Raw genomic sequence first — 20,831 nt, 5'->3', positions numbered from 1 at the left:
CGACGGGAGAAGGGTCCCCCATGAAAGCCGAGTATCTGACGACAGCGAGTGTGATGGAGGAAGCCCTTCCTGATGTCCTCATGCGGATCGTTTCCGAGTTGCACGACGTCGCCTACCTGATAGAGCGCATCGAGCCGCAGCTCGCTGCCGTGCATGGCGAGGCCTCCGCCGACGATGCCGAGCGCATGATGGTGTTGCAGGGCCTGGACCTCGCCGTCCAGAAGACGCGGGGGCTTGCGGAATTCATCGATACGATCACCGGCAGCATTCCCGGGGGGTGGATCGTCGATGTCACCACGGCGCTCAATCTCGTGAAGCTTGCGGATATGCAGAAGGCGCTGAGCAACGGAACCCGGCATGGGCACTCCCAGCCGCTCGGCAAGGCTGTCGGCGATTTCGAAGCCTTCTGATTGATCTGAAACGGTAATTCTCGATGTGTAGCGGCGCCGGCAAGGCGCCGTTTTTGTTTTCCCGCACTCTTCGCAGGCGCAGCACCGCCATGTTCGCGCAAGTTTCGCCGTCTAGTCTCCATCCCGGATCAGTCAGGTCCGCGTATTCCATGGAGCAGATCGGCGTGCGGAAATGCCGGTCCCGTTCCACGAGATTGAAAATGCGTCTGAACGCGCCGGCATGTTGCCCGGCAGGCAGGCGACTAGTCCGTGCGGGAACAGAATGAATCTGTTGGAACAGTTGACGAAAGTCTACAAGAACCTGGCTTCGCTGGGCCAGGCGAAACTCGCGATGCTCGCAGGGGCCGCGGTGGTGTCGATCGGCCTGGTGCTTGCCGCCGGTATCCTTGTGAACAAGCCCGCCTACGAGACGCTTTATGTCGGTCTGGAAAAGTCCGATGTGAACCAGATCAGCATGGCTCTCGCCGAGGCCAGCATCGATTTCAACACGGGAACGGACGGTGCCAGCATCGCGGTTCCCGTCGGCCAGACCGGCAAGGCCCGGCTCTATCTCGCCGAGCGCGGCCTGCCGAGCAGCGCCAATTCCGGTTACGAACTCTTCGACAAGGTCGGTTCTCTCGGTCTCACCTCCTTCATGCAGGAGGTGACGCGCGTTCGTGCCCTCGAGGGCGAAATCGCCCGCACCATCCAGCAGATCAGCGGCATCGCCGCAGCCCGCGTCCATATCGTGATGCCGGAGCGCGGCAACTTCCGCAAAGCCGACCAGGTTCCGACAGCCTCCGTCATGATCCGCGCCAGCGCGCAGGCCGGGCGCGAATCGGCGGCTGCGATCCGTCACCTGGTCGCCGCATCCGTTCCGGGCCTCGAGGTGGATGGCGTGACCATCCTCGATTCGGCCGGCCAGCTCCTGGCGTCCGGCGACGATCCTGAAAAGGGCATGCTCAATCGCTCGCTGACCGCCGTCCAGACGGTGCAGAGCGAGATGGAACGCAATATCGAGAAGGCGCTCGCACCCTTCCTCGGCATGGACAATTTCCGCGCCAGCGTGACCGCCGCGCTCAACACCGATACCCAGCAGATCCAGGAAACCGTCTACGATCCGGAATCGCGCGTCGAGCGCTCCGTGCGTGTGACGCGCGAAAGCCAGAAGTCCAAGCAGCAGGCCACCAACAAGGCCGCGACCGTCGAGCAGAACATTCCGCAGGGCGGCCCGCAGGGCAACGGTGACGGTCCGCAGTCGAGCGACGAGGCGGACAAGAAGGAAGAGCAGACCAACTACGAGATCAACAGCAAGACGGTCGCCACCGTGCGCAACGGCGTGGCGGTGGAGAAGCTGTCCGTCGCCGTCGTCGTCAACCGCGCCCGCATTGCCGCCATGGTGGGCGAACCCGCCGACCAGGCGAAGATCGACGCCTATCTCGCGGATATGCAGAAGATCGTCTCCTCCGCGGCCGGCCTCAATGCCGATCGTGGCGACGTCGTCACCATCACCGCGATGGAATTCCTCGACCACCAGCTGCTGGACGATGCGGTGCCTGGCCCGGGCGTCATGGAAGTGCTGACGCGCAATCTCGGCGGCATCATCAATGCGCTTGCCTTCGTCGGCGTGGCTTTCCTGGTCGTATGGTTCGGCCTGCGCCCGGCGGTCCGCTCGGTGACGGGCGGCGGTGCCGGGGCCAATGCGCTCGAAAGCGATGCGGCCGGCCTCGAATTGCCGGACTTCTCTCCTGCCGCCGGTATCGGCGGCCCGGGCGCCACCCTCATGGATGGCTTCGGCGCGGACTTCGGCTTCGACAGCACCGACGATCTTCTCAATGCCGGCGACGACGGCGAGGGCGCCTTCAACCGTCGCGTCAAGGAAGGCCCGGAACGTCGCCTCAGCCGCATGGTCGAGATCAGCGAAGAGCGTGCCGCAAAGATCCTGCGCAAGTGGTCCGCAGAAAAAGAAGCCGCCTGACCGCCTGTCACACGAAAACGTCTCCAAGAGCGCGGCCCCAACCGGGTCGCGTTCTGCTTTTCGTACCGGGATTTGTGTGTTTTTTGGCGGCGAAGTGTTGCGCCGGCGCAACATTTTCGGCGCTGAGTTCGCGGCATTTCCTTCAAGATTGCGCCCATTTTGGGACGCCGCCATTCACGGACGCGTGAATGCGAAAAAAATTTTGCGCTGCGATAGCAGCTGGTGCCGGGTGTGTATCACCGGATTTTCCTGATTTAGGGTTTCCCGAAATACGGGCGAGGGCAACGCGCAGAAAATAATGAATGGTTAACAAATGGTTAACCGCTCAGTTCGTTCCTGCCGGGGCAGCGCCACAAAAAGCAAATCACCTACGCGAAGGCGATTCACAGAAGCCGGCAAAAGTAAATCCCGAGAAGGGGGCCATGGTCTTTGAAGGAGGTCGATGTACACTTTAGTTACTGATTCGCTTGGTGATTCCCGTCGATGCGGCCTGATCGGAAAACAGATTCGGACGGTTCCGAACTGTGACGATAAGGAGGCGGGGCCTTCCAATCGGGATCGGAACAGGGGGCTATCATGGAAACGATGCGGTCGGATGCAGCGGCCTGGGAATCTTATGGATTCTCCGCCGAATCTGGTGAGCGTAAGAGTGCGCGTGAAATTCTTCTTCAGGAGCTTGGGCGCTGTGCGGATCCCGCCGGCCTTTCGCCGGGACTGAAGGCGTTAACCGATTACGTCAGCGCGTCGCATTATCTTCTCGTCCGGCACGACGCCTCGCCCGAAGCGGGCCTCGATGTCGTCGTCGCGTCCGACTGGCCGTTCGACATGGTGCGCGGCATCGCCCGGACGGTGGGGGCCTCCCAGTCGCGGATGAGCGAGCTGGAAAAGTGCTTTTCCCTCCTCAAGCCGTGCTTCCACCATCTGGCCGACAACGTGGCGGTGCCGAGGGGCGTCAGCCGTGAATATTGCGTCATCGCATTCCATGTCGGGCGGGTGCGCATGTCGCTCCTTCTCCTCTTTCCGGAGCATTTCATCCTCTCCCAGAGCAAGCTGCGCGATGTCGGCATCATGACCGGCTATTTCGCGAGCGTTTGCTGCGAAGGCGCCATCCTCCGGCAGGACCGGGATATGGAGTTGACGGACCGGGAGATCGAATGCCTCTACTGGATCGCGGAGGGCAAGACGAGCGGCGAGATCGCCGTCATTCTCGGCATCTCGCGCAACACGATCAACAACTACATCACCAGCGTCATGCGCAAGACGGCGACGAAGACCCGGTCGGAGGCGATCGCCTGGGCCGTTCGTCACAGCCTGGTGTGAGGAGGAGCGTCGTGGAAATCCAGCTCTCCGCCCCGCTCATCTCCGAAGCCGAAATCCGCCTGGCCCGGCCGCCGAAATCCGTGCGCGCGGCCGATTTCGTCTCCCGCCTCCAGGTCATGCAGACGGTGCTCGGCGCCGAGCACTTCGCCGTGCTGCGCCTGTCGGGCCAGGGCCTGCCCACCGCACGCAAGTTCAGGCTCGCGCTGCACAACTGGGCCCAGGATGTCGACCGCAAGGCCGACCAGCTGCTGGGCGCCTACGATGCGGCGATGCTGGCGCATCTGGAAGCCTCCATGCTGCCCCTTATCTGGGAAGGCGCAGGCGGCAACCAGTTCGCCGTGGCGGGCGCCGAACTCTTCACCGCGCGCCTGCCGGCCGGGGTGCTGCCGTGGTCGGGCATTGCCTTTCCCGTCAGGCTCGGCGCTCAGGGGAACGGCTACGTCGTCTTCATCGGCAACTTCATCGCACCGTCCGGCGACCTGACGGTGGACCTGCACATGCAGAGCTGCCAGATCCTGATCGACATGCTGGCCGCAGACGAGAAGAAGCTCACGCCCGCGGAGGCCCTGAGCGAACGCGAGATCGCCTGCCTCCAGATGGCGGGTGACGGCTGCATTTCCGAGGTGATCGCCGAGAAGATGGGCCTTTCCGTGCACACGGTGAACGCCTATCTCGGAACGGCGACGACGAAACTCGACGCCGTCAACCGCATCCAGGCCATCGCGAAGGCCATCCGGCTCGGCTACATCACCTGATGATGCCAAGCGGCCATGCAGGCGCATGGTCGTGGCCTCTGCCGTGCGTTTAATGGGCGTGATGAGACGCCGCGTCGCCCTTCACGTAGCGCGCCTCCTGCAGGCTTCTGCGCAGGAAATCCGTGTTGTCATTGGGGTCGGCGGCCGGGTCGCTGAAGGCGACATGCGTGACTTCGACACCCGCGACATCCTTCTGGAGCATCAGGCGCGCATAGACGGTCACGCCCTGCGGACGGATCTCCATGTCCAGCGTCACCTCCGGCTCCGTATCCCAGTCGAGGCGATAGTCGCCGCCGGCGCCGAAATTGATGGTGCCGGGCAGGAAATAGAGTTCGGCGGCCGAAGAGACCAGATCGGCCAGGTTCCCGTAGCACTCGAAACGCAACAACGACACGAGATCGGCGGCATCGAGCAGTCTGAGCTCAGTGGCGACCGGGCAGATTGCTTCGGCAACAATCTTCTCGCGTTCTGCGGAATAGGTGCATTTTCTCATCGGATTTAATTTACCCGTCTGGTCTGGGGCGAAGCTGCATAAACCCGGTGAATCAGCTCCGCCACTGCTTTGTAGAACACCGGCGGAATGACACTATCCACCGAGACTTGCGCAAACATTGAGCGTGCGAGCGGCGGATCTTCGAAAACGGGTATGCCATTCTCCTCCGCAATCTCGCGGATCTTGAGGGCGATGAGGTCCTGGCCCTTGGCCACCACGACCGGCGCGTCGCCTTCTTCCCTGACATATCGCAGCGCGACCGCGAAGTGAGTCGGGTTGGCGATGACGAGGGTGGCGCGCGGCACCGCGGTGATCATGCGGCGGCGGATGCGGTCGCGCTGGATGGAGCGCATGCGTGCCTTGACGATCGGGTCGCCCTGCGCCTGCTTCATTTCCTCCTTCACCTCCTGCTTCGTCATCATGAGCTCGGTGAACCAGTGATGGCGCGTCCAGGCGAAGTCGATGGCGGCAATGATGGCGGTGGCGAAGAGGATGATCAGCAGGACCTTGTTGACGTCCGAACCCATCATGTAGAGCAGGGTCGCGGGCTCGGAGAACATCGTGTCGAGCGACGAGAAGTAGTTGGTCTGCATCATGATGCCGACGACCAGCGACACGAGCATGATCTTGATCAGCGACTTCACGAATTCGACAAGCCCCTGCTTGCCGAAGAGGCGGGTGAGGCCCTTGATCGGGCTCAGCCGGTTCATCTGCGGCCGCACGCGCTCCAAGACGGGGCTCGGCAGGTTCTGGAAGACCGACGAGGCAACGCCGAAGACCATCATCATGATGAGGATGGGCAGGAGAAGGCCGCCCGCTTCCCAGCCGAGATGGCGGAAGATGGCGATGACATCCGTGCCGGATTTCAGGTTCCAGGCTTCGGGCTGTTCGAAGAAATCCCGCAGCGTCTCGTTCATCCGCGCCACGCCGCCGGGCAGGAAGAAGACGAGATAGACGTAGATGGCGAGCGTGGAGGCGAAGATCGTGACCTCGCGGGAGAACGGCGTGTTGCCTTTCTCCATGGCGTCGCGAATCTTCTTCTCGGTCGGAAGCTCTGTTTTGCTGTCCTTGTCGTCGTCGTCAGCCACTCGCGCGCCCCGGCTTGATCAGCCTGCCAGAAAAGCAGGCGGCCCGAACCCCCACAGGAGATTCGGGCCGGAAATACGCTCGGCTTGCAGGATCAGCCTGTCAAGGCGGATCAGGCGGCCTGGGCTTCCTGTTCCTTTTCCTTCAACTGGATTTGTCCAGCTGCGGCGAGGCGGATCGCTTCCTGGGTGATGGAGCGGCGGGCGATGGCGATTTCGCGCGGATTGCCCTGGTCGCCGGCGGCGAGGTCCGATTCGATCATGCGGCGCTGGCGCGCGCCGATGGCGGAAAGCACCGATTCGCGCAGCTCCATCGATGCGCCGCGCAGGGCAGCGGTGATGATGTCGCCGGACACGTCGTTGAACAGCGACACGCGGCTGCGCTGCGGCATGTAGAGGACGTCCTCGAAGAGGAAGATCTTCGGGCGAACCTTCTTGACCGATTCGGTCGAGACCGTTTCGAGCGAGGCGAGCATTTCGTCGACCTGGGATTTTTCCAGTTCGTTCATGAGGTCGGCCACCTTGTTCGAGCCGACCGAGTTGCGCTCCGCATCCAGCGCCGAGATCATCTCGATGACGCGCGCTTCGACGATCGCGGTCGCCTTGGGGCTTGCGTCCTTCAGGTTGACGGTACGGTTGATGATGTCGGCGCGATGGTCTTCCGGAATTTCCAGCAGCACCTTGGCGCCGAAGGAGGACGGCATCATCGACAGGATATAGGCGATCGTCTGGGGGTGTTCGTTGAGCAGGAAGCGCGCCACGAAGACCGGATCGGCATCCTGAAGGCGATCCCAGATCGTCGTTTCGAACGCCTGGAAGGCGGCGCGGCGGCCAAGCAGCCCATCCACCTCGTCCGGCGTCAGGCCTTCCTCGAGGATGCCTTCCATCATCTTGGCGTTGTCCATGAGGCCCGCGCCTTCGGTGAACAGGTCCTCGAACTCGTTGACGAGGTCGATCAGTTCGTGCGGGGGAATGGCGCGCAGGTTCTGAGCCGCGGCGATGATGGCCTGCAGTTCACTCTGGGTGAAATACTTCAGAAGCCTGCCGGCGACACCCTTGCCCATGGCAAGCAGCACCGCTGCGGCTTTTTCCACCGGCGACAGCGGCGCACCAAGCGCCGTGGACGTGCCGAAATTTTCGAAATCCATCATGGATTGTCCCCCTGACCCCTTCAGCGGGTATCAGACTTTGCGTGTACTCTTCACTTCGATGAGCTTCACCCCGAAACGGGTGTCGTCGTTTTCCAGAACCGTAATTTCACCGCGGCCGATGACACGGCCGTTGACCATCACCTCGACGGGCTCGCCGATCCTGCGGTCGAGCGCGATCGTCGCGCCTTCGCTGAGGTTCATGAGGCCGGAGACCTGCATCTGCGACGAGCCGAGAACGATCTGCAGATCGATCGGGATATCCATGATGAGGTCGAGGTTGGACTGCATGGCGCTGCCCGGACGCGGCGTTTCCTTCACCTCGGTGGAGAAATCGCTGCCGGCGCCGAAATCCGAGCCGCCAAAATTCGAGCCACCGAAATCGGTGCCGCCAAAATCGGTGCTCGCCGCGCCGCCGCCGAAATCCCCGCCGAAGGCTGCCAGCGGGTCGTCGTCGAGGGTGGCGGGAACGCCGCCGTCGAACGTCGCGTCCTGCTGGAGAACGCCGCGCAGGTCGTCGATCGCCTGCTCCAGTTCCTGGTCGCCCGCATTGATGGAAGGCGTGATGTCGTCAGCGATGGGTGTCTTCTTGGGTGCCATAAGATCACTATTCCATTCGAAACTTGCCTGAGGCTAGCCGCCGGCCGATGACGGACGCGAACTATCCGATGATGTGCTGGAGGATGTCGTCCTCCGAGCCGTAGGTAGCCTTGACGCGAACCGTGTAGCGGGCGCCCGACCGCCCGAACTCGCAGACATAGAGGTTGCGGCCGTTGGCGTTCACGTCGACGCGCACGTCGCCCGCTTCGTTGAAGGGGATGATGTCGCCGGGTTGCAGGCGGCTGATCGTGTCGAGCGTCTGCGGCTCCAGGTGAATGCGCGCCTCCAGCGTCACCTTCGAGCGGCGGACCTGCTCGCTGAGCTGCTCGCTCCACTCGGCGCGGGTCTTTGCCACATTCGCCGGCCTTGGCGCGGCGATGACGGATTTCAGCAGCGTCGCCTGCGGAATGACCACATGGAAGGTCGAGAGGACGGGCCCGATGCCGACGGCCATGTTGACCATGGCGACATGCGCGTTCTGTGTGCCGTCTTCGACGGGCTTGCGCAGTTCCGCATTGTGCGCGGCGCCGAGCAGGGGTTCGAAGCTGGTCGCGCTGGAAACCGCGGTTTTCAGAACGCCGGAGATGCGGTCGAACATCATGGCCGCGACGTCGAGTTCGATCTTCGAAAGGGGTCGCGGCTGCGGGTCCTCGATGGAATCGCTGACGGCGCCGAGCATGTTCTCGACAAGCGTGATGATGAGCGGGCTGTCGCAGATCAGGGTGAAATGCTCGCACCAGTCGCGCAGCGACACATCGCAGAAGGCCATGGCGCCGCCGAGGCCTTCCGTCAGTTCCCCGAACTTGCCCATCGTAAAGCCGGCATAGGAGACGGCGACCTCGAAGCCGAGTTCGCTTTCCAGCATGTCCGGCAGGAATTCGGAGAACACGTCGCCGAGCGTGGCGCAAAGCTTGGAGACCGTCTCGCGGTCGCCGAGCTTGCCGGTGAGGCGCGCAAGAACGATCGGATCCATGGACGGGGCTGTGGTTACGGTCGCTGTGCTCATCGATCAGGCCGCCTTCGTATCGCCGCCGCCACCGGGATTCATCATCTCCTGTTCCACGGCGTCGATGGACGGGCGCTCATAGGAGGAGATGGTCTTGCGGCCGTATTCCAGGGCAACCTGCGGAACGGAGCCGTTCATGTAGGCGAGGAGCGTCTGCTTGACGATCACGTAGAGGCGGTTCTGCTTTTCGCGCACCACCTTGATGTTGGTGGTGATGGGCGTGACGATGGAATAGGACAGGAAGATGCCGAGCATGGTGCCCACGAGCGCCGAGCCGATGAGGCCGCCGAGCACTTCGGGGGATTCGTTGATCTTGCCCATCGCCTTGATGACCCCGAGAACGGCGGCGATGATGCCGATGGCCGGGAAGGCGTCGCCCATGGTGGAGAGCGCCTGGTAGGGCTTCATCTTGTCGCGCGTGATCGTCTGGATTTCCTCGTCCATCAGCGCCTCGATCTCGTGGCTGCGGGCATTGCCGATGATGATGAGGCGGACGTAGTCGCAGATGAAGGCCGTCAGTTCCTTGTTGGCGAGAACCGTCGGCGCGGACTGGAAGATGGGCGACTCTGCCGGGTTGTCGATATGGGCCTCGATCTCGTTGCGCGACTTGGTGCGCAGGTCCCGCATCAGGCTGTAGAGCACCCCCAGCGTATCGAGATAGTGGCGTTCCTTCGGCACCTTGTGCTTGAAGGCTTCCCCGAGCGCCTTGCCGGTTTCCTTGATCACCTTCATCGTGTTGGCGACGATGAAGCCGCCGACCCCGGCGCCGCCGATGATCAGGAGCTCGAATGGCTGGTTGAGCACCTCGACATGGCCGCCCATGGCCATGAAGCCGCCGAGGATACAGCCGATGGTGACGATGAGGCCGATTACAATGTTCATAAGCGCAGGTGTCCCGACACAGTTCTGACCCTTCCGGAAATACGGTTCCAGCCTTGCGTGAAGCTGTACCAGAGGGTGGGTTCGCGGATCAGGTTCGCACAAGCAAAACCCCGCAGGATCATGGTTCAGAACGGGCCTTCGCGCCCTCGTGAACCCTGATCGGCGGGCCATCGTGACGACCACCTATACGAGCTACAAGCTGATTTCCTCGGACCTCCAGACATCGCTGACGCGTGTGTCGGAGCAGCCGGACGTCAAGCGCGAGACCGAATATTACCTGTCGAAGATCGGCGACGTGAAATCGATCGACGACTTCTTCGCCGACAGCCGTCTTTACAACTACGCCATGAAGGCGCACGGCCTCGACGACATGGCCTATGCCAAGGCTTTCATGCGCAAGGTGCTGACGGAGGGCGTCGACGAGAAGGGCGCCTTCGCGAACCAGCTTTCCGACACACGCTACAAGGCATTGGCCGAATCGCTGAACTTCGCCCGCCACGGCGAGCTGGCGACCACCTTCGAGCGCGCCCAGAAAGGCATTGCCGACAAGTACATGCGCCAGACGCTGGAGGTCAGCGCCGGCGAGGGCAATACCGGCGTGCGGCTCGCGCTCTATTTCGAACGCATGGCCTCGTCCATCACGTCGGGCTATTCCATCATCGCCGATGATGCGCTGGCGCAGGTCGTGCGCACGGCATTCCAGCTTCCCGCCGAGTTCGCCGCGACCGACGTGGACCGCCAGGCCGCATACTACGAGGACATCCTTGATCTCGACGACCTCAAGGATCCCGCGAAGGTCGGCAAGCTTCTCGAGCGCTTCACCGCGATGTGGGAACTCGAAAACCCCTCCGGCAGCTACGATCCGCTGACCGTCTTCCAGCCGTCCAGCCTGACCGGCATTTCGACGGACCTGCTTCTTTCCATCAACAACTTGAAACTCGGAGGCCGCTGAGCATGCAGACCGGGCTTTATGTCTCGCTTTCGTCCCAGATTGCACTCGACCGCCGCATGGCAACGCTTGCCGATAACGTCGCGAACTCCACGACTGTCGGTTTCCGCGCCACCGAAGTGAAGTTCAATCAGGTCGTCAGCGACCAGAAGAACGCCGATGTCGCCTTCGTTTCGCAGGGCGAGGAGTTCCTCTCGACCCGCAACGGCGGCATGACGCAGACCAACGGCGCGCTGGATTTCGCCATCAAGGGCGACGCCTGGTTCCAGGTGGAAACGCCGGCCGGCGCGACGCTCACCCGCGACGGGCGCTTCACCCTGACGGAGGCGGGCGAGCTCGTCACGCTGAACGGCTATCCCGTGCTCGATGCCGGCGGCGGTCCGATCCAGATCGACGGCAATGCCGGCCCGATCACGCTCAGTGCAGACGGCCAGCTCAACCAGAATGGCCGGCCGGTCGCAGCCCTCGGTATTTTCGAGGCGGATCTGTCGGGCGGCTTCGTGCGCGCCGGCAACAGCGGCATTATCCCCGCGCGGGCGCCGCAGCCGATCCTCGACCGCGTCGATGCCGGCGTGATGCAGGGTTACGTGGAGGAATCGAACGTCAACGCCATCGCCGAGATGACGCAGCTCATCCAGGTCACGCGCGCCTTCGAGAACATCGCCGCACTGATGCGTGGCAGCGAGGATTCGATGAACGAGGCGGTCCGCACGCTCGGGGGCAGCAAGTAAACCATGGCATCCCAAGGCAACATGGCGAAGGTTCCCGGCACGGCCGACGGCGCGCGCAAGCTCAATGCGCTGGCCGGGCTGGTGCGGCGCTACGCGTCCCCGGAATTCTCGGTTGCCCATGGCGGCCATGTCCAGACCATCGCCGCCGGCAACTACACCGTCAGCGGCCTGTCGCGTCATGTGCGGCTCGGCGAGTTCGTCGCGCACAAGAGCGCGACGGGTGTTCATCTGGGCGAGGTCGTGCGTGTCGATACGGATTCGGTGGTGGTCTGCCCCATCGAGCCGGGAGAGCCGATCGGCATCCACGACACGGTCATCCGCAAGGGCGCCTTCCGCGTTGCGCCGACCGCCGCCTGGTGCGGGCGCACCATCAATGCGCTCGGCGAGCCCATCGATGGGCTTGGTCCGTTGGTCCAGGGGGATGTCCGCCGGTCGATTTCCAATTCCGCGCCTCCGTCGATGACGCGCAAGCGCGTCGAAACCGGCTTCAGCACGGGCGTCCGCGCCATCGATATCTTCGCGCCGCTCTGCCTCGGCCAGCGTCTCGGCATCTTCGCCGGCTCGGGTGTCGGCAAGTCGACGCTTCTGTCGATGCTGGCGCGGGCGGATGCCTTCGACAAGGTCGTCATCGCGCTGGTGGGCGAACGCGGCCGCGAAGTGCGCGAATTCATCGAGGATACGCTCGGCGACAATCTCGCGAAGTCGGTGGCGGTCGTCGCCACCAGCGACGAAAGCCCGATGCTGCGCAAGATGGCGCCGCTGACCGCCGTCACCATCGCCGAGCACTATCGCGATCAGGGCGACAACGTTCTCTTGATCATCGACAGCGTGACGCGCTTTGCCCACGCCATCCGCGAAGTGGCGACGGCGTCGGGCGAACCGCCGATCGCGCGCGGCTATCCCGCCTCGGTCTTTACCGAGCTGCCGCGCCTTTTGGAGCGCGCCGGCCCGGGCGCGGAAGGCACCGGCAGCATCACGGCGATCATCTCGATCCTCGTCGACGGCGACAATCACAACGATCCGATCGCCGACTCGACGCGCGGCATTCTCGACGGCCACATCGTCATGGAGCGTAGCCTTGCGGAAGAGGGGCGCTATCCGCCCATCAACCCGCTCGCCTCGATCTCGCGCCTTGCCCGCAAGGCCTGGACGCCGGACCAGGAGAAGCTCGTGGGGCGGCTGAAGTCGCTGATCCATCGTTTCGAGGAGACGCGCGACCTGCGCCTCATCGGCGGCTATCGCCCCGGGGCCGATCCCGATCTCGACATGGCGATCAAGCAGGTGCCGATCATCTACGAAGTGTTGAAACAGACGCCGGGCGAACGGCCGGCCGGCGATGCATTCACCGACCTGGCGACCGCGCTCAAGAACGCGGCCGCCCAGCAGGGCGGCGCACCGGCCGTGCGAAGGGGATGATAGTGACGGATTTCGATGCGGATCAACCTGTTCAGCCGCTGAAGCGGATAGAAAAGGCAGGTTACAGCGCCGGCGACAAGGTGCTCGTCGGCACCGGCGTCCTGCTTGCTGCGGGCGCGGCCTTCTTTCCCTGGTATGTTTTCCTCAATCCGGGGAAATTCTCGGTGCCGACCCTCTGGCAGGGATCGACCCGCAATCTGCCCGAAACGGCCGCAAAGGAGGTCATGAGCGTTTCGCCGGCCGCCATGGTGGACGACGACAAGACGCGGGCGCTCGACAGTCTCGATCCGGTTGCCACCGCCACCACATCGGGTCTCGGCAAGGAGAAGACGCTGGGTGCACCCGTCGAGACGGGCCTGAACCAGCCGTTGCCGGCGAATTCCGGCTTCCGGCTCATGCATGTGGCCAACGGCCGGGCACTGATCGAGGATGCGCGCGGCATGTATATCGTGCGCGTCGGGTCCATCCTGCCGGATAACAGCCGTCTTGCGACGCTGGAGCAGCGCGACGGCGCCTGGGTCATCGTCACCTCGAACGGCGACATCATCAAGCGGAACTGACGGGCGGACCAACCCGTCTTTTCGATTCGGCCGGCGGCGCATGGAGCGTCCGCCGGCCGTTTGCCGTTCTGTGGCGCATCACTTAATTCCCCTGAAAATCAGGCACTTGCGCGGCAGGTCCTGCAAGTGCAAGTCCCGCGCAAGATTGGTTCCCTAGGTTCGCCATGAACAAGGATGGAGCTTGTCATGCAACCGATACAACTGTTTGAACTGGCATCGAAACAGGCCGAATGGCTCGCGACCCGCCAGAGTGTCGTTGCAGGCAACATCGCCAACGCCAACACACCCGGTTTCAAGGCGAAGGACGTCACACCCTTTCAATCGGTGCTCGAAACCACGAGTGCCCGCATGGCGGCAACGCATCCCGGTCATTTCACCGAAACCGAAATGGCCAGCCGCGTCATCACGACCAAGCCCACCGAAGAGATCGGCGTGCAGGAATCCGGCAATACCGTCGGGCTTGCCGATGAGCTCATGAAAGAGGGTCAGGTCAAGCGTGACTTCGAATTGAATGCCGGCCTCGTCAAGGCCTTTCATCGCATGATGCTGATGACAGTCAGAAGGTAAGAAATGGATCCTCTTGTAGCCTCCCTGAAAGTAGCAGCCTCCGGTCTGGAGGCGCAGTCGACACGTATTCGTATCGTTTCGGAAAACCTGGCCAACGCGCGCTCGACCGGCGATACGCCCGGCGCCGATCCGTTCCGCCGCAAGACCGTTACCTTCACCTCCGAGCTGGACCGCCTGAGCGGCTCCTCGACCGTTGAGGTATCGCGTCTCGGTTTCGACGAGGGCGAGTTCACCACCGAATACGACCCCGGCAATCCGGCTGCGGATGAAAAGGGCTACGTCAAGATGCCGAACGTCAACGTGCTGGTCGAGATGGCCGATATGCGCGAGGCGAACCGCTCCTACGAAGCCAACCTGCAAAGCATCAAGCAATCGCGCGACCTCATCAGCGCGACCATCGACCTTCTGAGGGCCTCGCAATGATCGACAGCGTAAAGGGCGTCAGCTCGCTTTTCCCGAATGATGCCCTGTCGGGCGTCGACAAGACGGCCTCCGGCCTCGTTTCGGGCGCCGCCGCGCAGGGCACCGGCCAGATGAGTTTCGCCCAGGTCATGGGCGACATGGCGACCGACATGACCAACGCGCTGAAGCTCAGCGAGACCAAGTCATTCGACGCCATCCAGGGCAAGGCATCGACCCGCGAGGTCGTCGATGCCGTCATGAACGCCGAGCAGACGCTGCAGACCGCCATCGCCTTCCGCGACAAGGTCGTCACCGCCTATCTCGAAATCGCAAGAATGCAGATCTGAGGACCGGACATGAAAGCCCTTGCCATTGCCGCCACCGGCATGAACGCACAGCAGACCAACCTCGAAGTCATCGCCAACAACATCGCGAACATCAACACGACGGGTTACAAGCGTGCGCGCGCCGAGTTCTCCGATCTGCTCTACCAGACGGAGCGCGCTGCCGGCGTTCCGAATCGGGCCAACCAGGCCGTGGTGCCGGAAGGCGTCATCATCGGCCTCGGCGTCAAGACGGCTGCCGTGCGTAACCTGCATCTCCAGGGCGGCCTCGTTTCCACGGGCAACTCCTTCGACATGGCGCTGATCGGCCGCGGCTGGTTCCAGATCGAGGCGCCCGACGGCACCACCCTCTACACCCGCGCCGGCGCCTTCAACACCAATGCCGACGGACAGATCGTGACCCTCGACGGTTACACGGTCGTGCCGGGCATGACGGTGCCCGTCGATGCGACGGAAGTGACCGTCAACAAGTCGGGCCAGGTCTTCGCGACGGTTGCGGGCCAGCAGCAGGAACTCGGCCAGATCACGCTGGCGAACTTCGTCAACGAGGCCGGTCTCGAGCCGATGGGCGAAAACCTCTTCCGCGAAACCGCCGCCTCCGGCGCCGCCAATGTCGGCACGCCGAACGAGGAGGGCTTCGCCTACATCCAGCAGAACTACCTGGAAAGCTCCAACGTCGACCCGGTCAAGGAAATCACCGACCTCATCTCCGCCCAGCGCGCCTACGAGATGAACTCCAAGATCATCCAGGCCGCCGACGAAATGGCCGCCGTGGTCAGCAAGAACCTGAGATAGCAACCGGAACCCCGGGGAACATGATGTTTCGCCTGACAGAAGCCCTTCGTACGGGAAAGACCCGTCCAACACTGCGCCGCGCGGTTCTCGCCGTATCCGCCGTGCTGGCCGGTCTCCTCGTGGCAGACGCGGCCCTTGCCGATGCCCGCATGGCCGTCGTGCCCAAGCGCATCATCTATCCCGGCGAGGCGCTTGATGCAGGCCAGCTCGAAGAGGTCGAGGTCACCAACCCGAACATCGTCAAGGGCTATGCGGAAAGCATCGGCGCGGTCAGCGGGCTGGTGAGCAAGCGGACCCTGCTTCCCGGTCGCGTGATCCTGACGTCGGCGCTTCGCGAACCCTTCGCCGTCGCGCGCGGCACCACGATCAGCCTGGTCTTCGACAACGGATCGCTCGTCCTGCGCGCTGCCGGAACGCCGCTTCAGGACGGTTCCGTGGGCGAACTGGTGCGGGTCCGCAACAAGGATACCGGCGTGATCGTCTCCGGCACCGTCATGGATGACGGCACGGTCCATGTGGTGGTGAAATGATGCGCGCCCTGTTCCTTCGCGCCGTCGCCGTCCTCGCCTGTGTCATGCTCGCGGTGGGACCGGCTTTGCCGGCGGCCCGCATCAAGGATGTGGCCTCGCTGCAGGCCGGCCGTGACAACCAGTTGATCGGTTATGGCCTCGTCGTCGGTCTCCAGGGCACCGGCGACAGCATGCGCTCCTCGCCGTTCACCGAACAGTCCATGCGCGCGATGCTGCAGAACCTCGGCATTTCGATGGTGGGCACGCAGACGCGCGCCAAGAACATCGCCGCCGTTCTCGTGACCGCGAACCTGCCGCCCTTCGCCAGCCCCGGCAGCCGGATCGACGTGACGGTCGGCTCGCTCGGCGACGCCGCTTCGCTGCGTGGCGGCACCCTTGTCATGACCTCGCTTTCCGGCGCCGACGGACAGATCTATGCCGTCGCGCAGGGGTCGATCGTGGTGACCGGCGTCAGCGCAAGCGGCGATGCTGCGACCGTGCAGCAGGGCGTGACCACGGCCGGCCGCGTGCCGAACGGCGCCATCATCGAGCGTGAGCTGCCTTCGCGTTTCAAGGACGCCGCCGATCTCGTGCTTCAACTGCGCAACCCCGATTTCTCCACGGCCGTCGGCATGGCCGACGCGATCAACCGCTATGCGGCCGCCCAGTACGGCGGGCCGATCGCCGAATCGCGCGATTCGCAATCGGTCTATATTGCAAAGCCGAAGATGGCCGATCTCGCCCGCCTGATGGCCGATATCGAGAACCTCGTCGTCGAGACGGACGTGCCGGCGCGCGTGGTCATCAACGAGCGGACCGGAACCATCGTGATCGGCCAGGATGTGCGCATCTCGCCCGTCGCCGTCAGCTACGGCACGCTCACCGTGCAGGTCAACGAGATGCCGCAGGTCGTGCAGCCGGAGCCGTTCTCCCGCGGCGTGACGGCGGTCCAGCCGAACACGGATATCCTCGTCCAGCAGGAAGGCGGCAATGTCGCGATGATCGACGGCTCCAGCCTCCGCTCGCTGGTCTCCGGCCTCAACAGCATCGGCGTCAAGCCCGATGGCATCATCTCCATCCTGCAGAGCATCAAGACTGCAGGGGCCCTCCAGGCAGAACTGGTACTGCAATGACGACAGGCACGACCACATCCACTCGTCTGCGGCGGCTGGCCTTGCCATTCGCCGCGGTCGTGATGCTGGCCATTCCCGGCGCCTATGCCGAGGAGCGCCCGGTCATCATGACGACGAAGGCGAGCGCCGACGAGATCCGCGAGTTCTGCACGAACATCGCCGATGCCGCGCGCGACCAGCGCTACCTTCTCCAGAAGAAGGAACTCGAAGACCTCCAGAAGGGCGTCGACGAGCGCATCAAGACGCTGGAGGCGCGCCGGGCCGAATACGAGGACTGGCTGAAGCGGCGCAACGACTTCCTGAAGTCCGCCGAGGCGAACCTCGTCGAAATCTACCGCAAGATGAAGCCGGACGCGGCGGCTTCCCAGCTGGCCGCACTCGATCCCGAGATCGCTTCGGCCATCGTGATGAAGCTGCCGCCGCGCCAATCGAGCACCATTCTGGGGGAAATGCCGGCCGACAAGGCCGCCATGCTCACCCGCATCATCGCGTCTGCGAGCGATGCGAACACGTCAAAGGACCCGTCATGAAGAAGACAGCCGTCGCACTTTCCGTGGCGCTGGCCCTGTCCGGCTGCTCGAACCAGGCGATCAAGGAGATCGGCAAGGCGCCGGCGATGAGCCCCATCGGCAGCGGCCTCAACTATGCCGCCACGCCGCAGATGGCCATGTATCCCAAGCAGCCCCGCACGGCGGTTTCCGGCTACTCGATCTGGAGCGACCAGCAGTCGGCTCTCTTCAAGGATTCGCGCGCCTTCAAGATCGGCGACATCCTGACGGTCAATATCCGCGTCAATGACAAGGCGAGCTTCGACAACAAGACCGACCGCTCGCGCACCAACAAGAGCGGCATCAATTTCGGCCTCACCGGCAAGACCAGCTCGAGCAGTGTGGATGCGGACGGCGATCTGAAATTCGGGTCATCGACGAGCACGAAGGGTGACGGCTCGACCGAGCGCTCGGAAAAGCTGAACCTGCTCGTTGCCGCCGTCGTCACCGGCGTCATCGAGAACGGCAACCTTCTCATCAGCGGCTCGCAGGAAGTGCGTGTCAACCATGAGTTGCGCATCCTCAACGTCGCCGGCATTGTGCGGCCGCAGGATGTCGATGCCAACAACCAGATCGCCTATGAGCGGATTGCCGAGGCCCGGATCTCCTACGGTGGCCGCGGCCGCCTGACCGAGGTGCAGCAGCCGCCATGGGGCCAGCAGGCGCTAGACCTGTTCTCGCCGATCTGACGCTCGAATACGGAAAGAAACACATGGCGGACGACGATCAGGGCACAGAGAAGAAGAAGTCCTCTCCGGTCATCACCATCGCGGTCATCGCCGTCCTGTCGCTCCTGGCAGGCGGTTGCGGCTGGCTTGTGGGCAACATGCTCGCCCCACCGCCCGCGGAGGAGGTTGCGAAGGCCGAGCCGGCAGCCGCTGCCGCCGAGGGCGGTCATGGTGGCGGCGGGAAGGGCGCGGAGGGGCAGGAGGTGCCGCACATCTCCACACCCGCGAACGGCATCGTGCTTCTCGACCCGATCACCAGCAACCTCGCCTACCCCTCCGACAACCGCGTGCGGCTCGAAGTCGCCTTGATGTTCAAGGACGCACCGGATGTCGCCCTGGCGGAGGAAATCCACCAGGACATCATGGCCTATATGCGCACGGTGTCGCTCCAGCAGGTGCAGGGACCGCGCGGCTTCCAATATCTCAGGGATGACCTCCAGGAGCGGGTTGACCTCAGGTCTGAAGGGCGCGTAACCAACGTTATGTTCCGAACCTTTGTGATCGAATGATTCGCGTCCTCCTGACCTTTGTCGCCATGATGGCGATGACCGGTGCGGCCTATGCCCAGCAGCAGCTGCAACTGCCGGGTGGTCTCCTCAATGGGCCCATCGACGGTTCGGCGGCGTCCTGGATCATCCGCACCTTCGGCATCCTGACCGTTCTGTCGGTCGCGCCCGGTATCCTGATCATGGTGACAAGCTTTCCGCGCTTCGTCATCGCCTTCTCGATCCTGCGTTCGGGCATGGGCCTTGCCACCACGCCCTCGAACATGATTCTCGTCTCGCTTGCGCTGTTCATGACCTTCTACGTCATGGCCCCGACCTTCGACCGCGCATGGCAGAACGGCGTCGAACCGCTGATCGCCAATCAGATCGACGAGACGGAGGCTGCCAAACGCATCGCCGAGCCGTTCCGCGAATTCATGGTCGCCAATACGCGCGACAAGGACATCGAACTTTTCATTTCGCTCGCCGAAGAACGCGGCCAGACGGTCGTCCAGGACAATGTCGCGGACCTGCGCGTCGTCATTCCCGCCTTCATGATCTCGGAGATCCGCCGCGGCTTCGAGATCGGCTTCCTGGTCGTGCTGCCCTTCCTCGTGATCGACCTGATCGTCGCCACCATCACCATGGCGATGGGCATGATGATGCTGCCGCCGACGTCGATCTCGCTGCCCTTCAAGATCCTGTTCTTCGTGCTGATCGACGGCTGGAACCTGCTTGTCGGCAGCCTCGTGCGGTCGTTCAGTTAGACCCTCTTAACCATAGCGCTTTACCGGCTATTTACCCTGTTTTTCAACGGGTTGAATGCTTCCTTCCGACTTAAGGAGTTGGCAAGGATTGGCTGCGACTTTTGCCTCAACACGACGGGTTTGGTTTCCCTTCACTGCGTTGAAGCACCGAGTTGGCATGAGGCCGACCGTCGTAACCGGTAAGTTTTTTCAGTCCGGTATGTCCCCACCAGTATTTCGTTCAAAGGGACAACTAGAATGTCGAGCATTCTCACCAACACGTCTGCAATGTCAGCTCTCCAGACGCTGCGCACGATCAACAACGACATGGAAACGACGCAGGGCCGCATCTCGTCCGGCATGCGTGTTGGCGCGGCTTCGGACAACGCTGCCTACTGGTCGATCGCGACCACCATGCGTTCCGACAACGCAGCCCTCTCCGCCGTTCAGGACGCCCTCGGCCTCGGCGCCGCAAAGGTCGACACGGCCTATGCCGGTGTTGAAGCTGCGATCGACGTCGTCAAGGAAATCAAGGCCAAGCTCGTCACGGCAACCGAACAGGGCGTCGACAAGGTCAAGGTCCAGGAAGAAGTCAAGCAGCTCCAGGAACAGCTGAAGAGCATCGGCGCTGGCGCCACGTTCAACGGCGAAAACTGGCTGGCTGGCGGTGCGGACGACGCGACTGTCGTAACCGGCTTCGTTCGCGGCAGCGACGGCACCGTCAAGGTCACGACCGCGACTTACGACGCCCAGGCCGGTTCGCTCTTCGGCCCCTATGACCCGACCACCGGCACGGTCGACGACGCCTCGGGCATTCTCGCCAACGTCATGGCCATCGAACTCGACGGCACCGAAGACGACGCCGCCATGGCCGCCCACCTCGACACGGTCGAAACCGCTCTGTCCAGCATGCAGACCGTCGGCTCGACGCTCGGCTCGCTGTCCAAGCGCATCACGCTTCAGGAAGACTTCGCTTCGAAGCTTTCCGACGCCATCGACAAGGGCGTAGGCCGCCTCGTCGATGCCGACATGAACGAAGAGTCCACGCGCCTCAAGGCCCTGCAGACCCAGCAGCAGCTGGCGATCCAGTCGCTGTCGATCGCGAACTCCAACTCGCAGAACATCCTCTCGCTCTTCCGTTAATAGACGGATGGAGGAAGGCGCGGAAGGCTGACCCGCGCCCCACCTTCGAAAAGGCCGCTCCCGGTGACGGGGGCGGCTTTTTGCATTTTTTTTCCGCGCTCAAGACTTCATTAACTTTA

Annotated in this window: 25 protein-coding genes; 19 read left to right on the top strand and 6 right to left on the bottom strand. The window is 63.2% G+C overall.

What is annotated here, in order from left to right:
- Positions 1 to 20: 20 nt before the first annotated feature.
- From GR158_RS03765 to visR, 4 genes are all read left to right on the top strand, one after another.
- A complete protein-coding gene (locus tag GR158_RS03765; protein WP_134649665.1) occupies positions 21 to 410 on the top strand; it encodes a hypothetical protein in 390 nt (129 codons plus the stop codon).
- A gap of 262 nt (positions 411 to 672) precedes the next feature.
- Entirely contained in the window at positions 673 to 2,367 is a 1,695-nt protein-coding gene (gene fliF, locus GR158_RS03760) for a flagellar basal-body MS-ring/collar protein FliF (protein WP_134649666.1), read from the top strand.
- 576 nt (positions 2,368 to 2,943) lie between these two features.
- Positions 2,944 to 3,687 carry a transcriptional regulator VisN gene (gene visN / locus GR158_RS03755; RefSeq protein WP_134649667.1) on the top strand — a complete coding sequence of 248 codons (744 nt, stop codon included), beginning with the start codon at positions 2,944 to 2,946 and terminating at the stop codon, positions 3,685 to 3,687.
- 17 nt (positions 3,688 to 3,704) lie between these two features.
- Positions 3,705 to 4,442 (top strand): transcriptional regulator VisR, encoded by a 738-nt coding sequence (gene visR / locus GR158_RS03750; protein WP_230640243.1) that lies wholly within the window; start codon positions 3,705 to 3,707, stop codon positions 4,440 to 4,442.
- 49 nt (positions 4,443 to 4,491) lie between these two features.
- Here visR and GR158_RS03745 read toward each other — a convergent pair whose 3' ends face one another.
- The 6 genes from GR158_RS03745 to motA all read right to left on the bottom strand — a co-directional run bounded on the left by GR158_RS03745 (position 4,492) and on the right by motA (position 9,656).
- Positions 4,492 to 4,935, bottom strand: a complete 444-nt coding sequence (locus GR158_RS03745; protein WP_134649668.1) for a hypothetical protein — start codon at positions 4,933 to 4,935, stop codon at positions 4,492 to 4,494.
- Between the two features lie 5 nt (positions 4,936 to 4,940).
- Entirely contained in the window at positions 4,941 to 6,023 is a 1,083-nt protein-coding gene (gene flhB / locus GR158_RS03740; protein WP_134649669.1) for a flagellar biosynthesis protein FlhB, read from the bottom strand.
- Between the two features lie 110 nt (positions 6,024 to 6,133).
- Positions 6,134 to 7,171, bottom strand: a complete 1,038-nt coding sequence (fliG, locus tag GR158_RS03735) for a flagellar motor switch protein FliG (RefSeq protein ID WP_160870065.1) — start codon at positions 7,169 to 7,171, stop codon at positions 6,134 to 6,136.
- Between the two features lie 30 nt (positions 7,172 to 7,201).
- A complete protein-coding gene (gene fliN / locus GR158_RS03730; RefSeq protein WP_134649671.1) occupies positions 7,202 to 7,768 on the bottom strand; it encodes a flagellar motor switch protein FliN in 567 nt (188 codons plus the stop codon).
- A gap of 61 nt (positions 7,769 to 7,829) precedes the next feature.
- On the bottom strand, positions 7,830 to 8,774 hold the full coding sequence (locus GR158_RS03725; RefSeq protein WP_160870064.1) for a FliM/FliN family flagellar motor switch protein: 945 nt from the start codon (positions 8,772 to 8,774) through the stop codon (positions 7,830 to 7,832).
- A 3-nt stretch (positions 8,775 to 8,777) separates the two neighbouring features.
- Complete coding sequence (gene motA / locus GR158_RS03720; RefSeq protein ID WP_134649673.1) at positions 8,778 to 9,656, bottom strand: flagellar motor stator protein MotA; 879 nt, start codon at positions 9,654 to 9,656, stop codon at positions 8,778 to 8,780.
- Between the two features lie 172 nt (positions 9,657 to 9,828).
- Between motA and GR158_RS03715 the strand changes: the two genes are divergently transcribed.
- The 15 genes from GR158_RS03715 to GR158_RS03645 all read left to right on the top strand — a co-directional run bounded on the left by GR158_RS03715 (position 9,829) and on the right by GR158_RS03645 (position 20,712).
- Complete coding sequence (locus GR158_RS03715; protein ID WP_160870063.1) at positions 9,829 to 10,608, top strand: DUF1217 domain-containing protein; 780 nt, start codon at positions 9,829 to 9,831, stop codon at positions 10,606 to 10,608.
- Positions 10,609 to 10,610: 2 nt separating this feature from the next.
- Positions 10,611 to 11,336 carry a flagellar basal-body rod protein FlgF gene (gene flgF, locus GR158_RS03710; RefSeq protein WP_134649675.1) on the top strand — a complete coding sequence of 242 codons (726 nt, stop codon included), beginning with the start codon at positions 10,611 to 10,613 and terminating at the stop codon, positions 11,334 to 11,336.
- Between the two features lie 21 nt (positions 11,337 to 11,357).
- On the top strand, positions 11,358 to 12,752 hold the full coding sequence (fliI, locus tag GR158_RS03705) for a flagellar protein export ATPase FliI (protein WP_134649762.1): 1,395 nt from the start codon (positions 11,358 to 11,360) through the stop codon (positions 12,750 to 12,752).
- Entirely contained in the window at positions 12,749 to 13,312 is a 564-nt protein-coding gene (locus tag GR158_RS03700; RefSeq protein ID WP_134649676.1) for a flagellar protein, read from the top strand. Before fliI ends, GR158_RS03700 begins: the two co-directional genes overlap by 4 nt.
- 186 nt (positions 13,313 to 13,498) lie before the next feature.
- Positions 13,499 to 13,879: a flagellar basal body rod protein FlgB gene (gene flgB / locus GR158_RS03695; RefSeq protein WP_134649677.1), complete on the top strand. Its 381-nt coding sequence runs from the start codon at positions 13,499 to 13,501 to the stop codon at positions 13,877 to 13,879.
- 3 nt (positions 13,880 to 13,882) lie between these two features.
- A complete protein-coding gene (flgC, locus tag GR158_RS03690) occupies positions 13,883 to 14,302 on the top strand; it encodes a flagellar basal body rod protein FlgC (RefSeq protein ID WP_134649678.1) in 420 nt (139 codons plus the stop codon).
- Complete coding sequence (locus GR158_RS03685; RefSeq protein WP_134649679.1) at positions 14,299 to 14,628, top strand: flagellar hook-basal body complex protein FliE; 330 nt, start codon at positions 14,299 to 14,301, stop codon at positions 14,626 to 14,628. Before flgC ends, GR158_RS03685 begins: the two co-directional genes overlap by 4 nt.
- A 9-nt stretch (positions 14,629 to 14,637) precedes the next feature.
- Complete coding sequence (flgG, locus tag GR158_RS03680) at positions 14,638 to 15,420, top strand: flagellar basal-body rod protein FlgG (protein WP_134649680.1); 783 nt, start codon at positions 14,638 to 14,640, stop codon at positions 15,418 to 15,420.
- 20 nt (positions 15,421 to 15,440) lie between these two features.
- A complete protein-coding gene (flgA, locus tag GR158_RS03675; protein ID WP_160870061.1) occupies positions 15,441 to 15,950 on the top strand; it encodes a flagellar basal body P-ring formation chaperone FlgA in 510 nt (169 codons plus the stop codon).
- Positions 15,950 to 17,062 carry a flagellar basal body P-ring protein FlgI gene (locus GR158_RS03670; protein WP_160870060.1) on the top strand — a complete coding sequence of 371 codons (1,113 nt, stop codon included), beginning with the start codon at positions 15,950 to 15,952 and terminating at the stop codon, positions 17,060 to 17,062. Before flgA ends, GR158_RS03670 begins: the two co-directional genes overlap by 1 nt.
- Entirely contained in the window at positions 17,059 to 17,592 is a 534-nt protein-coding gene (locus tag GR158_RS03665; RefSeq protein WP_160870059.1) for a MotE family protein, read from the top strand. The genes GR158_RS03670 and GR158_RS03665 overlap by 4 nt, the downstream gene beginning before the upstream one ends.
- Entirely contained in the window at positions 17,589 to 18,299 is a 711-nt protein-coding gene (gene flgH / locus GR158_RS03660; protein ID WP_160870058.1) for a flagellar basal body L-ring protein FlgH, read from the top strand. The genes GR158_RS03665 and flgH overlap by 4 nt, the downstream gene beginning before the upstream one ends.
- A gap of 23 nt (positions 18,300 to 18,322) precedes the next feature.
- On the top strand, positions 18,323 to 18,847 hold the full coding sequence (locus tag GR158_RS03655) for a flagellar basal body-associated FliL family protein (RefSeq protein WP_160870057.1): 525 nt from the start codon (positions 18,323 to 18,325) through the stop codon (positions 18,845 to 18,847).
- Positions 18,844 to 19,590 carry a flagellar type III secretion system pore protein FliP gene (fliP, locus tag GR158_RS03650; protein ID WP_134649686.1) on the top strand — a complete coding sequence of 249 codons (747 nt, stop codon included), beginning with the start codon at positions 18,844 to 18,846 and terminating at the stop codon, positions 19,588 to 19,590. The genes GR158_RS03655 and fliP overlap by 4 nt, the downstream gene beginning before the upstream one ends.
- 237 nt (positions 19,591 to 19,827) lie before the next feature.
- A complete protein-coding gene (locus GR158_RS03645) occupies positions 19,828 to 20,712 on the top strand; it encodes a flagellin (protein WP_134649687.1) in 885 nt (294 codons plus the stop codon).
- Positions 20,713 to 20,831: the final 119 nt, after the last annotated feature.

It is taken from the genome of Shinella sp. AETb1-6, from assembly GCF_009826875.1.
Classification (GTDB): Bacteria; Pseudomonadota; Alphaproteobacteria; order Rhizobiales; family Rhizobiaceae; genus Shinella; species Shinella sumterensis.
The sequence above is the reverse complement of the archived record's forward strand: the minus strand, read 5'-3'. Positions and strand labels throughout refer to the sequence as shown.

What these genes read in the sequence shown, in the direction of transcription:
- GR158_RS03765 (WP_134649665.1), top strand. Translation starts at nt 21, where the DNA reads ATGAAAGCCGAGTATCTGACGACAGCGAGTGTGATGGAGGAAGCCCTT.
- fliF (WP_134649666.1), top strand. Translation starts at nt 673, where the DNA reads ATGAATCTGTTGGAACAGTTGACGAAAGTCTACAAGAACCTGGCTTCG.
- visN (WP_134649667.1), top strand. Translation starts at nt 2,944, where the DNA reads ATGGAAACGATGCGGTCGGATGCAGCGGCCTGGGAATCTTATGGATTC.
- GR158_RS03745 (WP_134649668.1), bottom strand. Translation starts at nt 4,935, where the DNA reads ATGAGAAAATGCACCTATTCCGCAGAACGCGAGAAGATTGTTGCCGAA.
- fliG (WP_160870065.1), bottom strand. Translation starts at nt 7,171, where the DNA reads ATGATGGATTTCGAAAATTTCGGCACGTCCACGGCGCTTGGTGCGCCG.
- fliN (WP_134649671.1), bottom strand. Translation starts at nt 7,768, where the DNA reads ATGGCACCCAAGAAGACACCCATCGCTGACGACATCACGCCTTCCATC.
- GR158_RS03725 (WP_160870064.1), bottom strand. Translation starts at nt 8,774, where the DNA reads ATGAGCACAGCGACCGTAACCACAGCCCCGTCCATGGATCCGATCGTT.
- motA (WP_134649673.1), bottom strand. Translation starts at nt 9,656, where the DNA reads ATGAACATTGTAATCGGCCTCATCGTCACCATCGGCTGTATCCTCGGC.
- flgF (WP_134649675.1), top strand. Translation starts at nt 10,611, where the DNA reads ATGCAGACCGGGCTTTATGTCTCGCTTTCGTCCCAGATTGCACTCGAC.
- fliI (WP_134649762.1), top strand. Translation starts at nt 11,358, where the DNA reads ATGGCGAAGGTTCCCGGCACGGCCGACGGCGCGCGCAAGCTCAATGCG.
- GR158_RS03700 (WP_134649676.1), top strand. Translation starts at nt 12,749, where the DNA reads ATGATAGTGACGGATTTCGATGCGGATCAACCTGTTCAGCCGCTGAAG.
- flgB (WP_134649677.1), top strand. Translation starts at nt 13,499, where the DNA reads ATGCAACCGATACAACTGTTTGAACTGGCATCGAAACAGGCCGAATGG.
- flgC (WP_134649678.1), top strand. Translation starts at nt 13,883, where the DNA reads ATGGATCCTCTTGTAGCCTCCCTGAAAGTAGCAGCCTCCGGTCTGGAG.
- GR158_RS03685 (WP_134649679.1), top strand. Translation starts at nt 14,299, where the DNA reads ATGATCGACAGCGTAAAGGGCGTCAGCTCGCTTTTCCCGAATGATGCC.
- flgG (WP_134649680.1), top strand. Translation starts at nt 14,638, where the DNA reads ATGAAAGCCCTTGCCATTGCCGCCACCGGCATGAACGCACAGCAGACC.
- flgA (WP_160870061.1), top strand. Translation starts at nt 15,441, where the DNA reads ATGATGTTTCGCCTGACAGAAGCCCTTCGTACGGGAAAGACCCGTCCA.
- GR158_RS03670 (WP_160870060.1), top strand. Translation starts at nt 15,950, where the DNA reads ATGCGCGCCCTGTTCCTTCGCGCCGTCGCCGTCCTCGCCTGTGTCATG.
- GR158_RS03665 (WP_160870059.1), top strand. Translation starts at nt 17,059, where the DNA reads ATGACGACAGGCACGACCACATCCACTCGTCTGCGGCGGCTGGCCTTG.
- flgH (WP_160870058.1), top strand. Translation starts at nt 17,589, where the DNA reads ATGAAGAAGACAGCCGTCGCACTTTCCGTGGCGCTGGCCCTGTCCGGC.
- GR158_RS03655 (WP_160870057.1), top strand. Translation starts at nt 18,323, where the DNA reads ATGGCGGACGACGATCAGGGCACAGAGAAGAAGAAGTCCTCTCCGGTC.
- fliP (WP_134649686.1), top strand. Translation starts at nt 18,844, where the DNA reads ATGATTCGCGTCCTCCTGACCTTTGTCGCCATGATGGCGATGACCGGT.
- GR158_RS03645 (WP_134649687.1), top strand. Translation starts at nt 19,828, where the DNA reads ATGTCGAGCATTCTCACCAACACGTCTGCAATGTCAGCTCTCCAGACG.